General features: G+C 44.3%; 18 protein-coding genes. 9 read left to right on the top strand and 9 right to left on the bottom strand.

The genetic code is table 11. The features are described from left to right. Positions 1-3 precede the first annotated feature (3 nt). From AB6D06_RS03020 to AB6D06_RS03005, 4 genes are all read right to left on the bottom strand, one after another. Positions 4-933: an SPFH domain-containing protein gene (locus tag AB6D06_RS03020; protein ID WP_017063395.1), complete on the bottom strand. Its 930-nt coding sequence runs from the start codon at positions 931-933 to the stop codon at positions 4-6. A 197-nt stretch (positions 934-1130) separates the two neighbouring features. Next, complete coding sequence (locus AB6D06_RS03015) at positions 1131-1985, bottom strand: co-chaperone YbbN (protein WP_017061924.1); 855 nt, start codon at positions 1983-1985, stop codon at positions 1131-1133. A 396-nt stretch (positions 1986-2381) separates the two neighbouring features. Continuing rightward, positions 2382-3209, bottom strand: a complete 828-nt coding sequence (locus AB6D06_RS03010; protein WP_017061923.1) for an SDR family oxidoreductase — start codon at positions 3207-3209, stop codon at positions 2382-2384. Between the two features lie 43 nt (positions 3210-3252). Continuing rightward, entirely contained in the window at positions 3253-4167 is a 915-nt protein-coding gene (locus tag AB6D06_RS03005; RefSeq protein WP_372056258.1) for a TIGR01777 family oxidoreductase, read from the bottom strand. Positions 4168-4456: 289 nt separating this feature from the next. Here AB6D06_RS03005 and AB6D06_RS03000 point away from each other — a divergent pair, with 289 nt between their 5' ends. The 5 genes from AB6D06_RS03000 to yfcE are packed head-to-tail and all read left to right on the top strand — an operon-like array spanning position 4457 to position 7319. After that, on the top strand, positions 4457-5191 hold the full coding sequence (locus AB6D06_RS03000; protein ID WP_372109924.1) for a DUF1538 family protein: 735 nt from the start codon (positions 4457-4459) through the stop codon (positions 5189-5191). Next, a complete protein-coding gene (locus tag AB6D06_RS02995; RefSeq protein ID WP_017066002.1) occupies positions 5188-5982 on the top strand; it encodes a DUF1538 domain-containing protein in 795 nt (264 codons plus the stop codon). Before AB6D06_RS03000 ends, AB6D06_RS02995 begins: the two co-directional genes overlap by 4 nt. Then, on the top strand, positions 5972-6322 hold the full coding sequence (locus AB6D06_RS02990; protein ID WP_017062207.1) for a P-II family nitrogen regulator: 351 nt from the start codon (positions 5972-5974) through the stop codon (positions 6320-6322). Before AB6D06_RS02995 ends, AB6D06_RS02990 begins: the two co-directional genes overlap by 11 nt. Beyond that, a complete protein-coding gene (locus AB6D06_RS02985) occupies positions 6319-6726 on the top strand; it encodes a CBS domain-containing protein (RefSeq protein WP_017062206.1) in 408 nt (135 codons plus the stop codon). The genes AB6D06_RS02990 and AB6D06_RS02985 overlap by 4 nt, the downstream gene beginning before the upstream one ends. 47 nt (positions 6727-6773) lie before the next feature. Continuing rightward, on the top strand, positions 6774-7319 hold the full coding sequence (gene yfcE / locus AB6D06_RS02980; protein WP_017068995.1) for a phosphodiesterase: 546 nt from the start codon (positions 6774-6776) through the stop codon (positions 7317-7319). A gap of 24 nt (positions 7320-7343) precedes the next feature. Here the strand turns inward: yfcE and AB6D06_RS02975 are convergent, their stop codons facing one another. The 3 genes from AB6D06_RS02975 to AB6D06_RS02965 form a co-directional block, all read right to left on the bottom strand. Continuing rightward, positions 7344-7664, bottom strand: coding sequence for a SelT/SelW/SelH family protein (locus AB6D06_RS02975; RefSeq protein WP_017062204.1), 321 nt, complete (start codon positions 7662-7664; stop codon positions 7344-7346). Positions 7665-7799: 135 nt separating this feature from the next. Then, positions 7800-8315 carry a regulatory protein ToxS gene (locus AB6D06_RS02970; RefSeq protein ID WP_017063402.1) on the bottom strand — a complete coding sequence of 172 codons (516 nt, stop codon included), beginning with the start codon at positions 8313-8315 and terminating at the stop codon, positions 7800-7802. Between the two features lies 1 nt (position 8316). After that, positions 8317-9228 carry a transcriptional regulator gene (locus AB6D06_RS02965; RefSeq protein ID WP_017063403.1) on the bottom strand — a complete coding sequence of 304 codons (912 nt, stop codon included), beginning with the start codon at positions 9226-9228 and terminating at the stop codon, positions 8317-8319. A 271-nt stretch (positions 9229-9499) separates the two neighbouring features. Here AB6D06_RS02965 and htpG point away from each other — a divergent pair, with 271 nt between their 5' ends. From htpG to hemH, 3 genes are all read left to right on the top strand, one after another. Continuing rightward, a complete protein-coding gene (gene htpG / locus AB6D06_RS02960; protein ID WP_017062201.1) occupies positions 9500-11404 on the top strand; it encodes a molecular chaperone HtpG in 1905 nt (634 codons plus the stop codon). A 388-nt stretch (positions 11405-11792) separates the two neighbouring features. After that, complete coding sequence (gene adk, locus AB6D06_RS02955) at positions 11793-12437, top strand: adenylate kinase (RefSeq protein ID WP_017062200.1); 645 nt, start codon at positions 11793-11795, stop codon at positions 12435-12437. A 277-nt stretch (positions 12438-12714) separates the two neighbouring features. Beyond that, positions 12715-13677, top strand: coding sequence for a ferrochelatase (gene hemH / locus AB6D06_RS02950; RefSeq protein WP_017063404.1), 963 nt, complete (start codon positions 12715-12717; stop codon positions 13675-13677). Between the two features lie 123 nt (positions 13678-13800). Here the strand turns inward: hemH and AB6D06_RS02945 are convergent, their stop codons facing one another. Then, a complete protein-coding gene (locus AB6D06_RS02945) occupies positions 13801-15198 on the bottom strand; it encodes a peptide MFS transporter (RefSeq protein ID WP_017062198.1) in 1398 nt (465 codons plus the stop codon). 501 nt (positions 15199-15699) lie between these two features. On the opposite strand from AB6D06_RS02945, the gene rfaH reads away from it, so the two are divergent. Further along, positions 15700-16206 (top strand): transcription/translation regulatory transformer protein RfaH, encoded by a 507-nt coding sequence (gene rfaH / locus AB6D06_RS02940; RefSeq protein ID WP_017068990.1) that lies wholly within the window; start codon positions 15700-15702, stop codon positions 16204-16206. A 78-nt stretch (positions 16207-16284) separates the two neighbouring features. Here rfaH and asnB read toward each other — a convergent pair whose 3' ends face one another. Continuing rightward, the gene (gene asnB, locus AB6D06_RS02935; RefSeq protein ID WP_017062196.1) at positions 16285-17955 is read right to left on the bottom strand and encodes an asparagine synthase B; all 1671 of its coding nucleotides are present in this window, start codon (positions 17953-17955) and stop codon (positions 16285-16287) included. Positions 17956-18095 lie beyond the last annotated feature (140 nt).

Here is an 18095-nt window from a genome sequence, read left to right as displayed (position 1 = left end):
AAGTTAGTCCTTACTACCTTTGTCATTCTTATGCGCAAACATCTCTGCAATACCCGCGACAGAACCCATTAGGCCTGTTGCTTCAAGTGGTAGCATGATGATCTTGCCGTTTTCTGCTTGACCAATTGATTTCAGTGCGTCGGTGTAGCCTTGTGCTATGAAGTAGTTTACGGCTTGCATGTCACCTTGAGCAATCGCCGTTGATACCATTTCTGTTGCTTTCGCTTCTGCTTCTGCGGCACGCTCACGGGCTTCTGCTTGCAATATTGCCGCTTGCTTCTCACCTTCTGCTTTCAGGATCTCTGATTGCTTGTGGCCTTCCGCTTTTAGGATCTCTGCTTGCCTTACGCCTTCTGCCTCTAGAATATCAGCACGTTTGTTTCGTTCTGCCTTCATCTGAGCATTCATCGCTGCGGTTAAATCTGCTGGTGGCTGTACGTCTTTAATTTCGATACGGGTGACTTTTACGCCCCAAGGGTTTGTCGCTTCATCAACGATGTTCAGTAGCTTGGTATTGATCATGTCACGCTGACTCAGCATCTCATCCAGTTCCATCGAGCCAAGCACAGTACGGATATTGGTGAGGGTTAAGTTACGGATCGCATGTTCAAGGTCATTCACTTCATAAGCTGCCTTAGGCGCGTCGATAACTTGAACAAAACAAACCGCATCGATAACCACATTTGCATTATCTTTGGAGATGACTTCTTGTGCTGGGATGTCGAGAACACGCTCCATCATGCTGATGCGCTGTCCAACTTTATCAATAAATGGAATGATTAAGTTAAGACCCGGTTTAAGGGTGTGTGTGTATCGCCCGAAGCGTTCAACGGTCCAGTTGTTGCCTTGTGGAACGGTTTTTACGCCAGCGAAGATAAATAACAGTGCGACGGCAGTAAAGACGCCGATAGTAATCAAGGTATCAATAGGCATACAAAATCCTTTGCAAGTTTGAGTTTTTGATAGTTCAGTATTGATACTGGCTCATATTTAAATTCTGAGCAAATTTATAAACGAGAAATGGGCCATAAAGCATTGATTTTATGGCCCATTTTACATTCTATTATGCGATAAACTAATTGATTGAATTGTCAATTTTCGATGTTTAATCTACGGCTTTTTAGGTTTAACTAGTAAAGCAGAGAGTACAGTTGTCGACGGTACTTACTGGCAACTGGGTTACCTTGTCCAAGCGCACTCAAGATGTCCATGAACTCTTTCTTCATGTCACCATCGAGAGCATTAAGATCTTTGGCTAGGAAAGACCATAATAGATCCATAGCTTCTTCACTGCGGTTCACTTGGTGATATTGCAATGCTAATTCAGATGCTGTTTTAGCGTCGCTCGGATTTTGCTGAAGAGCGGCTTCTAATGCTTGTATTTCAGGGCTGTCTGCTGCTTGTTTATGAAGTTCAAGCTTTGCAACTAAGCCTTTGTAGTAGTTGTCTTGGTACTCAAGAGGGATAGTTGCTAGCTGAGTTTCAGCAAGGTCAAATTGTTGTGTTTCTAACAAACACTCTGCGATCGCCAGTTTTACTTCACCTTTATTCGTCAGCTCTGCTGGAAGTTGCTGCATTGCTGCTAGTGCCTGTGTGTGCTCGCCAGCTTGCATTTGCTCAAGAGCCTGACGCAAAGCAAGTTCATCTTGGCTAGGAAGGTGTTTGCTGAGCATATCGACAATAGCTTCTATGCTTTGAGGGCCACCGAGCCCATCGACTGGCTGACCATTAACAAACAGTGCAATAGTGGGCAGTGCTTGAACACCAAACTGGCTAGCAATAGCTTGCTCTTGTTCGCAATTGAGCAGGGCTAAGGTGAAGGCACCGTTGTATTGCTGAGTTAAAGTTTGCAGTTCAGGAATGACTTGGGCGCTCTCTTGGCTCATTGGTGCCCAAAAATGGATGAGTACAGGGGTCTGCATCGAACCTTCTAATACTTGACGAAAGTTCTGCTCATTAAGTTCAACAATATGCGGAGATTGCATTTACGTTCCTTGAGGTTTGTTTTGTGGATACGTTGCAGATATGGGGGGGTTAGTCGGTAACTTCAAGATCTAACTCGGTTATCTCGGATAAAAAGAACCAAAAATAGAAAAACGCTATGCTTCGATGTTGATAGAGTTGTTATCTCAACATGGAAGGCATAGCGTTATCATCGAGGTAGTCAGTGAGGCGTTGCGTGAGATACTCAAAACAGTATAAACAGCGTAATTGCCAGACCCACACCTACCCAATTAAGGCGGTTTAAAGTCATGAGATTTCCAGAGTAGAACCATCAATTGGGAATAACTGATGGGATAGGATAATCATGACATCTTATTGTTACGGAAAAATTACATCGTTACATTAAAGTTTGCGACTCTGCATTCAAAGTTAGTAATTTATGCAGCTTTTCTCAAAATAGGGTCTAGCAAGCGACTCGGTAGAATCCTTTTCAATACCGCGAACACTTTAGTCGGGGTCGTAACTCGGTATCTTAGCTTGGGTTTGTCGGCGGTGAGAGCATGGAATACCGGCTCAATACAACTTTCTGGAGGCAGGACAAAAGCGTTATTCGATGATTCTTTTTCGAGTCGATCTTTTTGTTGTTGGTAAGCGTCTTGGTGGGCGCTGCCAGAAATGTTGATCCATTTATTGAACGCTTTCAAGGCATTGGTTCTAAATTGAGTCTCAATTGGCCCTGGTTGCAGTAATGAGATCTGTATACCGCTGCCATGCAGTTCTAATCGTAAGGTATCTGTCCAACCCTCAATCGCGAATTTAGAAGCATTATAAGCACCACGATACTTCATGGCTGCAAAACCTAATACGGAACTGTTTTGTACGATTCGACCTTCGCCACGCTCGCGCATGTGCGGAAGGATCTGACAGACGAGATGATGCCAACCAAAGAAGTTGGTTTCGAATTGTTCTCTGAGTCCTTGGGTCGGTAAGTCTTCTAGCGCACCTGCTTGACCGTAAGCACCGTTATTGAATAATCCATACAATCCATTAGGTGCGAGATCAATAGCAAGCTTGGCGCCATGCTCAATACTTTCTTGGTTGGAAAGATCTAATTGAATACAGGTTAGGCCTTCATCTTGAAGGCGTTGAACATCTTGTGGATCACGACAAGATGCAATGACATGAAAACCACGCTTTTGAAGTGCATGAGCACATGTATAGCCAATACCTGTTGAGCAACCGGTAATCAGAATCGACTTGTTCACACTTAATCCTTTATTAGAGTCTCTATCGCTCTAGGGTAAAGAATTAGTCTTGATGTTGTAACAAGTTTTTTAGTGCTGGCTCGATTCTTGAGTAACTAAAGATGAATCCCATCTCAGTGAGTTTCTTCGGCTTGGAGCGAATGCTGTCAAATAGCAAACAAGATGATTCCCCCATGAGAATCGACATTGCCCATTTCGGCGTGAATAAGAAATGCGGTCGGCCTAATTGTTTCGCTAACGTGCTGCTGAACAGTTTGTTGGTCACAGGGTGAGGGGCACACATATTGAATTCCCCTTGAGCGTGGGGGAGTGACAACAAGTGATTGATGGCTCTCACCATATCGAGAATGTGAATCCATGGCATGTACTGCTCACCTGAACCTATTGGACCACCGACGCCGAGTTTATAAGGCAATAGCATCTTCTTGAGTGCGCCGCCATTCTCGCCAAGTACAACCCCTGTTCGCAGTAGTATCACGCGTGTGCTTTCTGATTGTGCTCTCTTGGCTATCTCTTCCCAGTGGGCACAGACTTTATGAGGAAAGCTTTCATCTTCTACTTGCAGTGACTCGTCAAACGGGTGCTGCTGTTGATCGCCATAGTAACCCACGGCTGAACCACTAATAAAAGCGTGTGGCGGGTTGCTACTGGCATGAATTAATTCGACCAGCTTTTCAGTGATGTGCCAGCGGCTGTTACAGATCCTCTCTTTTTGTTCTGTACTCCAACGCTTATCGGCAATCGGCTCACCCGCGAGGTTGACCACCACATCAAAGTCATTGAGATCACTGAGCTCATCAAGGGATTGAATGTAATGAAGGTTGTTCTGGTTGAGGTGATTTAGGTTTTGCTTCGCATTTTCAGGACTCCGCGTCAGCAATGTCACGTCGTCAGTGTTCCAACTCTTGACCAATTCAGAGCCAATAAATCCAGTACCACCCGTTAACAATATCTTCATACCAATCTCCCTATTAAACATAATTATAGACATGGCTTGTTTTTAGTCGCCAATCAATACGAAAAAATCACTATAACGATCATAAGGTTTCAATCGTGTGATGCCCAAATTACGCCTTTTTCAATTTACAAAGGAGTGAAATTAAATTCATCAAGTCAGGATGTGTACCGTCATCACACTTATGCACTTTACTCGGATATGTTACCAACTGCGTAATATTTGTCACATAAGCAATGATAAGGATTTGCCATGATTATTATTAATTCATAATCAGCGACAAGGAATTGCGATGACGGCGGTGCTTGCTTTGTTTCGATCCATGTTAGGTAGCCTGAGGGATCTATTGCCAATCGTGGCGGTAATCGCTTTCTTCCAGCTTGCTGTCTTACAAGAGCCACTTCCTCATCTTTTATCTATTCTGACTGGCTTAGTGCTCGTCGTTTTTGGACTCACTTTCTTTATCTTTGGCCTTGAAATGGGGTTGTTTCCAATTGGCGAATCGATGGCTCAAGCATTTGCCAGAAAGGGGAGTGTGTTCTGGTTATTGATCTTCGCTTTTTGTTTGGGTTTTGGTACCACCATAGCCGAGCCAGCGTTAACCGCAGTCGCTGCCGAAGCCGCAGAAGTGGCAGCTGAGGGAGGTGTAACCCCCAATACGTTAGATGAAATGGAGCAGTATGCCAATGGCCTGCGCTTTACTGTGGCACTGTCAGTCGGTATCGCTATTTTACTCGGTGTGCTGAGAATCTTAAAAGGTTGGCCAATCCAGTACATGATCATCGGTGGATATATTGGAGTGGTCGTGCTCACTGCATTTGCTCCGGAAAACATCATTGGAATTGCGTATGACTCTGGTGGAGTAACGACATCGACTATCACCGTCCCATTAGTAACTGCGTTAGGGGTGGGTTTAGCCTCGGCAATTAAAGGGCGTAATCCGATGATAGATGGTTTTGGGTTGATCGCGTTTGCTTCGTTGCTGCCGATGATGTTTGTCATGGTGTACGGGATGGTGGTGACATGATCAGTGTTCAACAATTTATCGACACCTTTCTCGGCACTGTGATGGATGTGATCCCGATTGCGATCATCATCTTCGGTTTTCAGTTGGCGGTATTACGAAAGCCAGTCAATAACCTAGCCAAAGTGCTGATCGGTTTCTTCTACGTCATTCTTGGCTTATCACTCTTTTTGATGGGATTGGAGCTCGCGTTATTCCCTCTAGGGGAGACGATGGCAATGCAACTCACCGAGCCAAGCTTTTTGACTGAGTTTAAGATCAGTTCTGGTCTTGCTTTGGTTTGGTTTGATTATTACTGGGTTTACCTGTTTGCGTTTTGTATTGGTTTCAGCACCACGATAGCCGAGCCTTCTTTGATAGCTGTAGCGATTAAGGCGAACCAAGTTTCCGGTGGCAGTATCAGCGTCAATGGGCTGAGGATCGCCGTGGCATTGGGCGTTGCTATCGGTATCTCTCTGGGCAGCTACCGTATCGTTGCGGGTGACCCGATCCATTACTACATCATTTTTGGTTATGTCGTCGTGGTCATTCAAACCTTTTACGCCCCAAAACTCATTATCCCATTAGCCTACGATTCGGGTGGCGTCACTACATCAACGGTGACAGTCCCTTTAGTGACGGCGCTCGGGCTTGGACTTGCTTCAACCGTACCAGGAAGAAATCCTGTCATTGATGGCTTTGGATTGATCGCCTTTGCCAGCTTATTTCCCATCATTTCAGTGATGGGCTATGCCCAAATAACACAATGGTTAAACCGTTTACATACCTCTAAGGAGAGCAAAGATGCGCTTTAAACTTATCCTAGCGTTTGTAGAAGAGAGCAAGACCGACACTGTGCTCGATGCCGCGCGTGATGCGGGCGCGACTGGAGCAACGGTGATTAATAACGCCAGAGGGCAAGGCTTAAACCAAAAAACCACCTTCTTCGGCTTAACGTTAGAGGTGCAAAAAGATGTGTTGCTGTTTGTGGTTGAGGAACACTTAGCTAGGCATATTCTTGAAACTATTGGCGAAGTCGGCGAGTTTGACCAGGAGTCAGGACAAGGTATAGCGGTGCAGATCGATATCGAAGACGCAGTCGGGGTTGCGCATCAAGTCGAGACGTTAACAAAGGTTGTGGAGGATGAGCTATGAGTACCAGTGAAAAGATCCGAGTAGGCGATGTCATGGCCAATACGTATGTGATTATCGATGGGCTAACCACGGTGTTAGAAGCGATAGAGATGGCTAAAAAGCACAAAGTGAAGGCAATCATTGTCGATAAACGCCACGAAGATGACGAATACGGTATCGTATTGATGAATGACATTGCCAAGAAAGTACTGGCTAAGAACCGATCTCCAAAGCGAACCAATGTTTATGAGATCATGACCAAGCCAGCGCTAAGCGTGTCTGCTGAGATGAACGTAAAGTATTGCGCTCGCTTGTTTGAACGCTTTGGTATCAGTCGTGCGCCAGTAGTTCGTGATAACAAGATAGTCGGTATGGTTAGTTACAATAATATCGTGATCAATGGTATGGCGAGAGATGACGTGTAGCATTTAGATACGTACAATAGGCTCATAAATTTTATGGAGAAGTACGTGTGAAATTATTTTTTGCTTCAGACCTACACGGTTCGCTGCCAGCAACAGAAAAGGTATTAGAACTCTACCAAGCATCTGGTGCGCAATATTTAGTTCTATTGGGTGACATTCTGAATCATGGACCAAGAAATCCGATTCCAGAAGGATACAACCCGCCGGCGGTTGCAGATAAGTTGAATGCGTTTTCTCAAGAGATCATTGCCGTTCGTGGTAACTGCGATAGCGAAGTGGATCAGATGTTGTTGTCTTTTCCAATGATGATGGATTACTCGTGGGTGCTATTAGAATCAGGCCAGCGTATCTTCCTAACGCATGGCCATTTGTACAACACCAATAAACGCCCTGCGTTGAAGGCGGGCGATATCATTGCACACGGTCATACCCATATTCCTGTCGCCGAATACCAAGATGACATCTTTATCTTTAACCCTAGCTCGGTGACATTCCCACGAGAGGGACACGCGGCAAGCTATGGCATCTATGAAAACAATACCTTCAAAGTCATTAGCCTTGAAGGTGATGTTCTCGTGAGTGGTCAGCTTTAAATCATTGGATCGGCTGTGAAAGGCTTATTTTGAGTCCACGTGGCCGAGATCTCTGTCTGGAGCAATGATGTTTCGTACTCTTTGCTTCAGAACTTTCGCCTCTGGAAAACCGTCATCTGCTTTTCTTTCCCAAATCTGCACACCATTACAAAAGATTTCGAACCTGCCTCCTGTGTCTGGGTGTAAGCTCACTTGTTCAATTTCTTCGCTGAAGGTATGCAGTAGCTCTTGGCATAACCAACTAGAGCGAAGCATCCAATTGCATTGACGGCAATAGTGTATCGCGATTGTGGCTTTTGTTGCTGTCTCTTTCGCTGGCGCCAGATTAGGTTGTTCCGTTTTCATGGTTAATCCTTAAAATGCTACATCCGTAATTTGATACCAACGGCTAACAAAAAAGGGGCTTCATGCCCCTTTTATCTATTGGTTTACCGTTTCATGGTATTCAGCTATTCATAAACAGTAAATAGCGATCCAATCTTAGTTTGAAAACAATACGGTAGAACCATGATTTAAGCTAGTCAGTAGCAGTGCCTTCGGGTTAACAATATCTATGCGGCGGCTTTGCTCTGCGTCCATCTTAATGACTTGAGTGATCAGCTCTAGCTGTTCTTCTGAAAAGTCTTGGCGCTGAGCCGAGGTCACATCTTTAAACTCCGTTGGCGAAACCAGTAAGTAGTTATCGTTAATATCCCACTGACCCGTTTCAGAGATGTTGATGACATTCGCAGGCTCAGTTTGATTACCGTAAAGTCTAACCACTGACATTCTTAAATATGTACCATTTGGTAGGTATTTCGCATTCGATGATAGTTCAACTCTACGAAGTGGGCCGATTGAGTCAGCTTGCTTGTTATCGCTAATCAGCGTCACCATTCTCGACTGCCATTCATGCTGAGTGAGCAAGCGCTCTACTTTTGCATTGCTGCTCCAATATAGCCAACCACTCAAAAATGCCGATAGAACCAGTAAGATAATCGATACTTTTAATTTCATGTTACTTACCACCGTTACAAATGTCGTTTACATCCGACTGGTTTGCGTAAATTCTTAGGGTTACATTTTCGCTCGAGTAATCTTGCGGGTGAATGTAATTGAGGGCAAGGTTATTGGTTTGTCCTCCTGTAGCGATCACTTCAGCCGGCTTTAACACACCAGTGTGACTCGTGTTGTAACTTAATACACACTTTTCTATTGCTGGCAGCCAACTGCTGAGGTCTGGGTGGTTAACCGGTGATTGAACCTTTACACCATCCACTTCAGTCAAAACCGTGAACTCGGACTCCACCGGGGTAGTAAACGTTAAAACGAGAATCGGCATGATGAAAGCGGCAAGCAGTAACCAAAATGTTAACCATTTATTGGTGCTTTTAGCCGGAGCTACAACAGGAGCGGTTGCTGGTTCTACTGCCACTTTAGTTTGTTGAACTTTTGTAATTGGCTCAGGTTCAAATGTGTCAGTGATTGCTTGTTCAGTCGCTGCAGGCGTTGCAAACGTTAGGATAGGTTCAACGTCATTTTCTGCAATTTCAGCGGCTACTGGCTGATCATTTGATGACAGTGGCGCAGAGCGCTCAACGGTCGCAATAAATTGGTAACCGCGCTTCGGTACTGTCTTTACGAATTCAGGAGATTTAGTCGAGTCTTTGAGCATCTTTCTCAGAGTCGATACGGCTTGCGTTAAGCTTGAGTCATCCACCTCAAAGCCTTGGTCTCGCCAAACATACTCATGCAATTCATTACGAGTGATAACTTCATTAGGCCTTTCTGACAGCATCAAGAGAATACGGCTTTCATTGCTACCAAGACGTACGACTTCACCGTCGCTCATTTGATCGACAAGTGAATTGCTGTTTGGGTCGAATACGAACCGTTGTGCGAGAATAAACTTTGTGCCGATATTACTCATTGAATTCTTCTATTTTGGATTGTTTTGGGGGGCGAAATAGACAAATCTCAGGTGAAGTTCCGTTAATTCTTCACCAAATCATGGCTTATTTTATGTTCTTTTATATTTATCAGGCTCAAGGATAATAAAAACAGATAAAAAAAACAGTGTTTTTATGATTTTTGACCTTGAATTTACATTTGTCATCCTCATGTTAATGAACAGAAGAGTGGCATCAAGTGTTACGCCCCTATGATTATTCAACATAAAGTATAGATGTTTTGGAGTAAAAATGAGCGAAACGGCAACGCAAAATAAAGAGACTCGTGGCTTTCAATCTGAAGTAAAACAACTACTTCATCTAATGATTCACTCACTGTATTCAAATAAAGAAATCTTTCTACGTGAGCTGATCTCTAACGCATCTGACGCGGCTGATAAGCTTCGTTTTCAAGCTCTATCGAACGGTGACCTTTACCAAGGTGATGCAGATCTAGGTGTAAAACTTTCTTTCAACGCGGAAGCAAACACGTTAACCATTTCTGATAACGGTATCGGTATGAGCCGCGACAACGTTATTGAGCATTTAGGTACGATTGCTAAGTCAGGCACTGCAGACTTTTTCTCAAAGCTGTCTGAAGACCAAAGCAAAGACTCTCAACTGATTGGTCAATTTGGTGTGGGTTTCTATTCTGCGTTCATCGTCGCAGACGCGGTAACGGTTCGCACACGTGCAGCTGGCCTGCCGAACAATGAAGCTGTTCAGTGGCACTCTGCAGGTGAAGGCGATTACACAATCGAAGACATCACTAAAGAGTCTCGTGGTACTGACATCGTTCTGCACATGCGTGAAGACGGTAAAGAGTTCTTAAATGAGTGGCGTCTGCGTGAAGTGATTGGTAAATATTCTGACCACATCGGCATTCCTGTTTCTATCTTCACAGCAGTGAAAGATGACGAAGGTAAAGACACCGAAGAGAAACATTGGGAACAGATCAACAAGGCGCAAGCACTTTGGACTCGTAACAAGTCTGATATCGAGAAAGAAGAGTACCAAGAGTTTTACAAACACGTATCTCACGACTTTGCTGATCCACTAACCTGGAGCCACAACAAGGTTGAAGGTAAGAACGATTACACAAGCCTGCTTTACATCCCAGCGAAAGCACCTTGGGACATGATGAACCGTGACCACAAGAGTGGCTTGAAACTTTACGTGCAGCGTGTATTCATCATGGATGACGCAGAGCAGTTCATGCCATCTTACATGCGTTTCGTTCGTGGCTTGATTGACTCAAACGATCTGCCATTGAACGTGTCTCGTGAAATCCTGCAAGACAACAAGGTAACTCAGTCTCTTCGTGGCGCATGTACCAAGCGTGTACTGACTATGCTTGAGCGCATGGCGAAGAATGACAATGATAAGTACCTAGAGTTTTGGAAAGAGTTCGGCCTAGTATTGAAAGAAGGCCCGGCTGAAGATATGGCGAACAAAGAGAAGATCGCTGGTCTACTTCGTTTCTCGTCAACGGAAGTGGATTCTGCTGAACAAACCATCAGCCTAGAATCTTACGTTGAGCGCATGAAAGAAGGCCAAGATAAGATTTACTACCTGACAGCAGATAGCTACGCTGCCGCTAAGAACAGCCCACACTTGGAGCAGTTCAAAGCTAAAGGTATTGAAGTGGTTCTAATGTACGATCGTATTGATGAGTACGTAATGAACTACCTGACTGACTTCGACGGTAAACAGTTCCAATCGATCACTAAAGCAGGCTTAGACCTAAGCAAGTTTGAAGGTGAAGAAGAGAAAGAGAAGCAAAAAGAGACAGAAGAAGAGTTCAAATCTGTTGTAGAGCGCACTCAATCTTACCTAGGTGGTCGTGTTAAAGAAGTTCGTACGACCTTCAAGCTAGCAACAACACCTGCGGTTGTTGTGACTGACGACTTCGAAATGGGCACGCAAATGGCGAAGCTTCTTGAAGCTGCGGGTCAAGCGGCACCGGAAGTGAAGTACATCTTCGAGATTAACCCTGAGCACGCACTGGTTAAACAGATGGCTGACGAAGCAGACGAGCAAGCGTTTGGTCGTTGGGTTGAGTTGCTACTTGGTCAAGCGATGCTGGCTGAAAAGGGCTCAATGGAAGATCCGTCACAATTCTTGGGTGCAATCAACGAGCTACTAACAAAGCGTTAGTCTTTCGACTTTAGGTTAAGCCAACAATTACAATAAAAAGCTCGCAAATGCGGGCTTTTTTTATGAACGTCGTTGAAAATTGACCTAACGTGGTCAACGTCACCGTTATCGTCACAACAAATGTTGTCGATGCATTCTTTAGTCGTAAATTCAGCCAAATTGAATATTAATGTGATAGAATGCTCGACCTAATCAGCTGGGGCTAAGAAGCGACTATCTCCAGTTGTATGATTTTTAAACGTTATACCGAAACTTACCGTTTTGCTTCTGTTCACAGTTTTGCTTAGCCTCAATGGTTACTTAACGCTTTCTGTTCATCCTAAAAATGAGCAAGAATGGAGGGATAGTGAGCTTCGGTATAAATCATAATTTTATAAGAGGATTAAACATGCGCATCATTCTTCTAGGTGCTCCTGGCGCGGGTAAAGGTACTCAAGCTAACTTCATCATGAACAAATTTGGTATCCCTCAAATTTCAACTGGTGACATGCTACGTGCTGCTATCAAAGCGGGTACTGAGCTTGGTAAGCAAGCAAAATCAGTAATCGACGCTGGTCAGCTAGTTTCTGATGAAATTATCCTTGGTCTTATCAAAGAGCGTATCGCTCAAGATGACTGTGAGAAAGGTTTCCTACTAGACGGTTTCCCACGCACAATCCCACAAGCTGATGGCCTAAAAGAAATGGGCATCGCTGTTGATTACGTTGTTGAATTTGACGTAGCTGACGATGTGATTGTTGAGCGTATGGCTGGTCGTCGTGCTCACCTTCCTTCTGGTCGTACATACCACACTGTGTACAATCCGCCTAAAGAAGAAGGTAAAGATGACGTAACGGGTGAAGACCTAGTGGTACGTGATGACGACAAAGAAGAAACAGTTCGTGCACGTCTAGGTGTATACCACGATCAAACAGCTCCGCTAATCTCTTACTACGGTAAAGAAGCTGAAGCAGGCAACACTCAGTACCTTAAGTTTGATGGTACTAAGCAAGTTGCTGAAGTTAGTGCAGAACTTGAGAAAGCACTAGCATAATTGGCTAACAGCCAGTTTTAGAATTTGATATATTGGAAGCGACCTTAAGGGTCGCTTTTTTTGTTTCAATTTTTAGTACGATACCAATCTAGATAATTTGATTGCACATGATTCAGAACGGTTCAGACCCGATGGCAGTGGCTAGCAATTGAGAGTGGATGTTGTGTATCTCATATGAAGAGTGATTATTCAGACTTTCATTGAGGCGCAATGATCTTAAACTTATGCAGATTAGTATATTACTTTCCAGAAAATCACATATTGGTCTCAGGTATCTATGGAAAATAATAAAAAGCAGGGTGTTTTACTGGTGAACTTAGGAACTCCAGATTCGGCGACCCCCGCTGGCGTTCGTCGATTTTTGAGTGAATTCTTACACGACAAGCGAGTTGTAAACCTAACGCGTTGGCTTTGGTGTCCTATATTACATGGGGTGATTTTACCGATTCGCTCGCCTAAAGTTGCTAAGCTGTATCAGTCTGTCTGGATGGATGAAGGCTCACCACTGCTTGTGTACTCTCAAAGACAAGCTGAAAAGCTCCAGAAGAAGCTAGAGATGCCTGTTGCACTGGGTATGACCTATGGCAACCCAAGCCTAAAGACTGGTGTTGAGCAACTGATGGAGCAGGGCGTTGAGGACATCATCGTACTGCCTTTATATCCGCAGTACTCTGGTACAACCACAGCGGCGGTTTCTGATGGTTTAACCAAAGCCTTTAAGCAGATGCCAGTTATCCCGAGCTATCGCTTTATTCGCGACTACTACGCGCACCCAAGCTATGCCAAAGCATTGGCTGAAAGCGTCCGCAGTCATTGGGATAAAAATGGCAGAGCCGATCATTTAGTGTGTTCTTTCCACGGTATTCCGAAGCGACTGGCTGATGAAGGCGATATCTACCCTCAGCATTGTGAAGCGACAACAAAGCTGCTTGCGGCAGAGTTAGGTTTGTCAGCGGACGATATCACAATGACATACCAATCGCGATTTGGTCGAGAAGAGTGGTTGAAGCCATACACTGACGAGACACTTGAATCACTGCCGAGTAAAGGCATCAAGAAGATCGACATTATGGCACCTGCCTTTTCGGTTGACTGTTTGGAAACGTTGGAAGAGATTTCAGACCAGTGTAAAGAGACTTTCATTGACGCTGGTGGTTCGGACTTTAGCTACATTATGTGTCTGAACGACAGAGATTCGCACATCGATATGATGGCAGAGTTAGTGGCGCTGTATCGCTAACAGATGCTGAGCCTTGATTATGACTTATCGTTAGCATTAAGGCGCATAATACAAATAACAAAAGGGCTGCTCATTGAGCAGCCCTTTTTGATCAGGATATTTCGTTTTGAAACAGCTTGAGAGTTAAGCCGCAGATGTCTCTGTTGCTTGCTTAGCTTTAGGCTCTGCTTCAAGCGTCATGTTGGTTTCTACGCCGTGCATCCATGACACAAGCTTACCAGCACAAAGCAGCAGTAATATGCCACTCACCGTTGCTGTGATAGCAATACCACTGAAGATTGACATAGCACCAAGCTCACCAACGTGAGAACCAACCAGGCCTGCCACGTAGTTTGCCACCGCATTGAAGCCAAACCATGCACCCATCATCAATGATGCTAGGCGAAGCGGAGCTAACTTAGTGACCAACGACAGGCCAATAGGAGATAGACAAAGCTCACCAAGGGTATGGAAGAAGAAAGCGCCGACTAGCCATAGCATTGATGTTTTCACTGTTAGGTCACCGCCTTGCTCCATTACCGCGCCCATCATGCACACAAAGCCCAGTGCTAAGAAGAACAATGCCATTGCAAACTTCACAGGAGAGTTGGGTTCACGCTTACCCAGTTTCACCCAGAACGCAGCAATGATTGGAGCAAGTGTAATGATGAAGAATGGGTTCAAAGATTGGAACCACGCAGCAGGAACTTCAAAGCCACCAATCATACGGTCAGTATATTGTTGAGTGTAGATGTTCATTAGGCCGCCAGCTTGTTCAAAGCCCGCCCAGAATACAATCACGAACAGACCCATGATAAGAATCACTTTTAGTCTGTCGAACTCTTCTTTGGTCAGTGGCGCTTTTTCTTTAGATTTGTTCAGTGCTTTCGCTCTTGCAGCAGCAGGTACAGAACCGATGTTGCCTAACCAAGACTGAGCCATTGTCACTTGCATGATCAAGCTAATAACCATACCAATACCAGCGGCTAGGAAACCTGCTTTCCAACCGAATGAATCGACAGCAGCACCTGAAATTAATCCACCAAGCAGCGCACCTAAGTTGATGCCCATGTAGAAAATGGTGAAAGCACCGTCACGGCGGTTATCGCCTTCTTGGTACAGATCGCCAACCATGGTTGAGATGTTCGGCTTAAACATACCGTTACCACTGATTAGCAGTGCTAAACCAAGGTACAGAGCGTTCACTTGGTCTAAACCGATGAAGCCGTTAGGTAGAGCCAGTGTAAATTGGCCAAGTGCCATTAATACACCGCCAATCAGAATTGATTTACGCTGACCTAGGTAGTTATCGGCAATCCAGCCACCAATTAATGGTGTGATGTAGACTAAACCGGTGTAAATACCGTAGAGATCGAGTGCGTCTTTCGTTGACCAACCCAGTCCACCGTTGAGGGTAGTGTCAGTCAAAAATAAGACAAGGATGGCGCGCATCGCATAGTAAGAGAAACGTTCCCATAGCTCTGTGCTAAAAAGTAGAAATAGGCCTCTAGGGTGGCCAAAGATGTTGTGGTTGCTTGGCATAAGTTTTACTAATTTTAGGTATTAAAAGATTTTATGGTCATTCATGTATACACAGTGGGATAAAAGTCTGCAATAGACTTATTTTATGGTCACGACAACTTGGTTTAACTAAGGTGTTGATATTAAATATCTTTATTTTTAATGTTGCCCATTTTAGATGTGCTGCAAACTAATTTTCCAGATTTGAGTTGGTTGGTTAATAACCTTCATTAAAGTTGTGTTGAATTAAAATCTTTAGATATATTGCTCTGGTGTATCATTTTGAGTTTGAAGGGAGTGGCATGCGCATTAGGTGGGGCATACATATGCTTACAACAATGAGTCTTTTGATCTCTAAATGATCTCTGTACAATGCTTAACCACTCCGACACCTATAACTTTTTGTTGATAAATTGGTCTGCTACGCATTATTTTTCGTTAGCAACGATTCATTTTATTAATGGTGATTTAACCGTTTTAGGCATGTGGTAAAATATCTAAAAATATAAAATGGCTAGTCAAATGAAACGTTGGTATTTGCTTTACTGTAAGCGTGGTGATCAAAAACGCGCTCAGCAGCACTTAGAGAATCAGGGGGTAGAGTGCTTTTACCCTCAAATAGAAGTCGAAAAGGTGGTGAGAGGGAAAGAAAAGCAGGTCAAAGAACCGCTGTTTCCGTCTTACATCTTTGTTCGCTTCGACTATGAGCAAGGTCCTAGCTTCACGACCGTTCGTTCAACACGTGGCGTTGTGGACTTTATTAAGTTCGGTTCACTGCCGCACGAGGTCCAAGGAGACTTGGTGTTTGAACTTAAAGAGTTTGAGAAGTGCTGCAGTAACGAAGTGGAAGATTGTTGTGTTGAGTTTGAATCTGGACAGGTAGTTAAGATTCAGAGTGGCCAATTTGCTGGGGTTGAAGCTATTTTCGATCAGAAAGACGGTGAGGCTCGATCGATTATGCTGGTGAAAATGATCAGCCAAGTCGTTCCAATCAGTATTGAGAACGAAGCACTACAAGCTCGCGCATAACTGCAGTAATAAAAATAGGCTTAAAACAAAAGGCGCATAATGCGCCTTTTTTAGTCTTTAGGATTTGTTCAAAACGCTCTAAGCGTTGTAAGCATCGTTGTGAACGGCTTGTACTGCACGGCCTGATGGGTCGACACAGTTTTTGAATGACTCATCCCACTCAATCGCTTTCGCTGATGAACAAGCAACTGAAGGACCACCAGGTACACACTCTGCCGCAGATTCTAGAGGGAATAGCTCCTCAAAGATTTCACGGTAAGCATAACCTTCTTTGGTTGTTGGCGTGTTGTAAGGGAAACGGAACTTAGCAGCTTCCATTTGTTGATCCGTTACTTTTGCTTCAGCCGTTGCTTTCAATGTATCAATCCAATCGTAGCCAACACCATCAGAGAACTGCTCTTTTTGACGCCATGCGATTGAATCTGGTAGGTAGTCTTCAAAACACTCACGCAGGATGTGTTTCTCCATCTTACCGTTACCGCACATCTTATCTTCAGGGTTCAGACGCATTGCGACATCGATGAACTCTTTATCCAAGAATGGTACACGGCCTTCAACACCCCATGCCGCTAGCGATTTGTTTGCACGAGCACAGTCGAACATGCTTAGAGCAAGCAGTTTACGTACTGTCTCTTCGTGGAACTCTTTCGCGTTTGGCGCTTTATGGAAGTACAGGTAACCACCAAAGATTTCATCAGCACCTTCACCTGAAAGTACCATCTTGATGCCCATCGCTTTGATCTTACGAGCCAGCAAGTACATTGGCGTTGATGCACGAATCGTCGTTACATCGTAAGTTTCGATATGGTAGATAACGTCACGGATTGCGTCTAGGCCTTCCTGAATAGTGTAAGTCATCTCATGGTGCACAGTTCCGATCTTGTCCGCAACTTCACGAGCAGCGATAAGGTCTGGTGCGCCTTCAAGACCAACAGCGAACGAGTGCAGTTGTGGCCACCAAGCTTCAGATTGCTCATCATCTTCGATACGCATTGCCGCAAAGCGTTTTGCAACTGCTGAAGTAATTGATGAATCCAGGCCACCAGATAGAAGTACACCGTAAGGAACGTCAGTCATTAGTTGACGTTTAACGGCTGCTTCTAGCGCTTCAGTCAGTTCTTCTTTGCTTGTGCTGTTGCCTTGTACCGCAGCGTACTCGTTCCAATCGCGGATGTAGTAGCGTTGAGGTTCAGCATCTTTCGAAGAGTAGAAGCTACCTGGAGGGAATTCACTGATCGTCTTACATACTTCAACCAATGCTTTCATCTCTGAAGCCACGTAGTAGTTGCCGTGCTCATCGTAACCTTGGTAAAGCGGGATGATACCAATATGGTCGCGGCCCACTAGGTACTCGTCTTTCTCTTCGTCGTATAAAACGAATGCGAAAATACCGTTAAGCTCTTCTAGAAGGTCTGCACCCATCTCTTGGTATAGCGCTAGGATAACTTCACAGTCAGAATCAGTCTGGAACTGGTACTTATCTTCATAGCGTGCACGAAGTTCTTTGTGGTTATAAATTTCACCGTTTACTGCAAGAATGTGCTTTTTGTCTTGACTGTATAGTGGTTGAGCACCACTGTTCAAGCCAACAATAGCAAGACGTTCATGAGCAAGGATTGCTTTTTCACCAGCATAGATACCAGACCAGTCTGGACCACGGTGACGAAGCTTCTTAGACATTTCTAAAGCAATAGGGCGAAGTGCTGCGGCATCACTTTTAATGTCGAGAATGCCAAATACTGAACACATAGAACTTCCTTTTAAATAATTTCCAAATCAACTGCATTCAATTTGCCATTCTGGCTAAAAAAAGCAACCGGATGTGAGCAAAAAAATAATATAAAGGGTGTTCTGTTAGAAATTATCTAATTTTTATGTGCTTTTGGTGT

Origin of the sequence: Vibrio sp. 10N.239.311.G01 (assembly GCF_041465805.1) — a bacterium.
GTDB classification, from domain to species: Bacteria; Pseudomonadota; Gammaproteobacteria; order Enterobacterales; family Vibrionaceae; genus Vibrio; species Vibrio crassostreae_C.
This window is presented reverse-complemented; position numbering and strand designations above follow the sequence as displayed.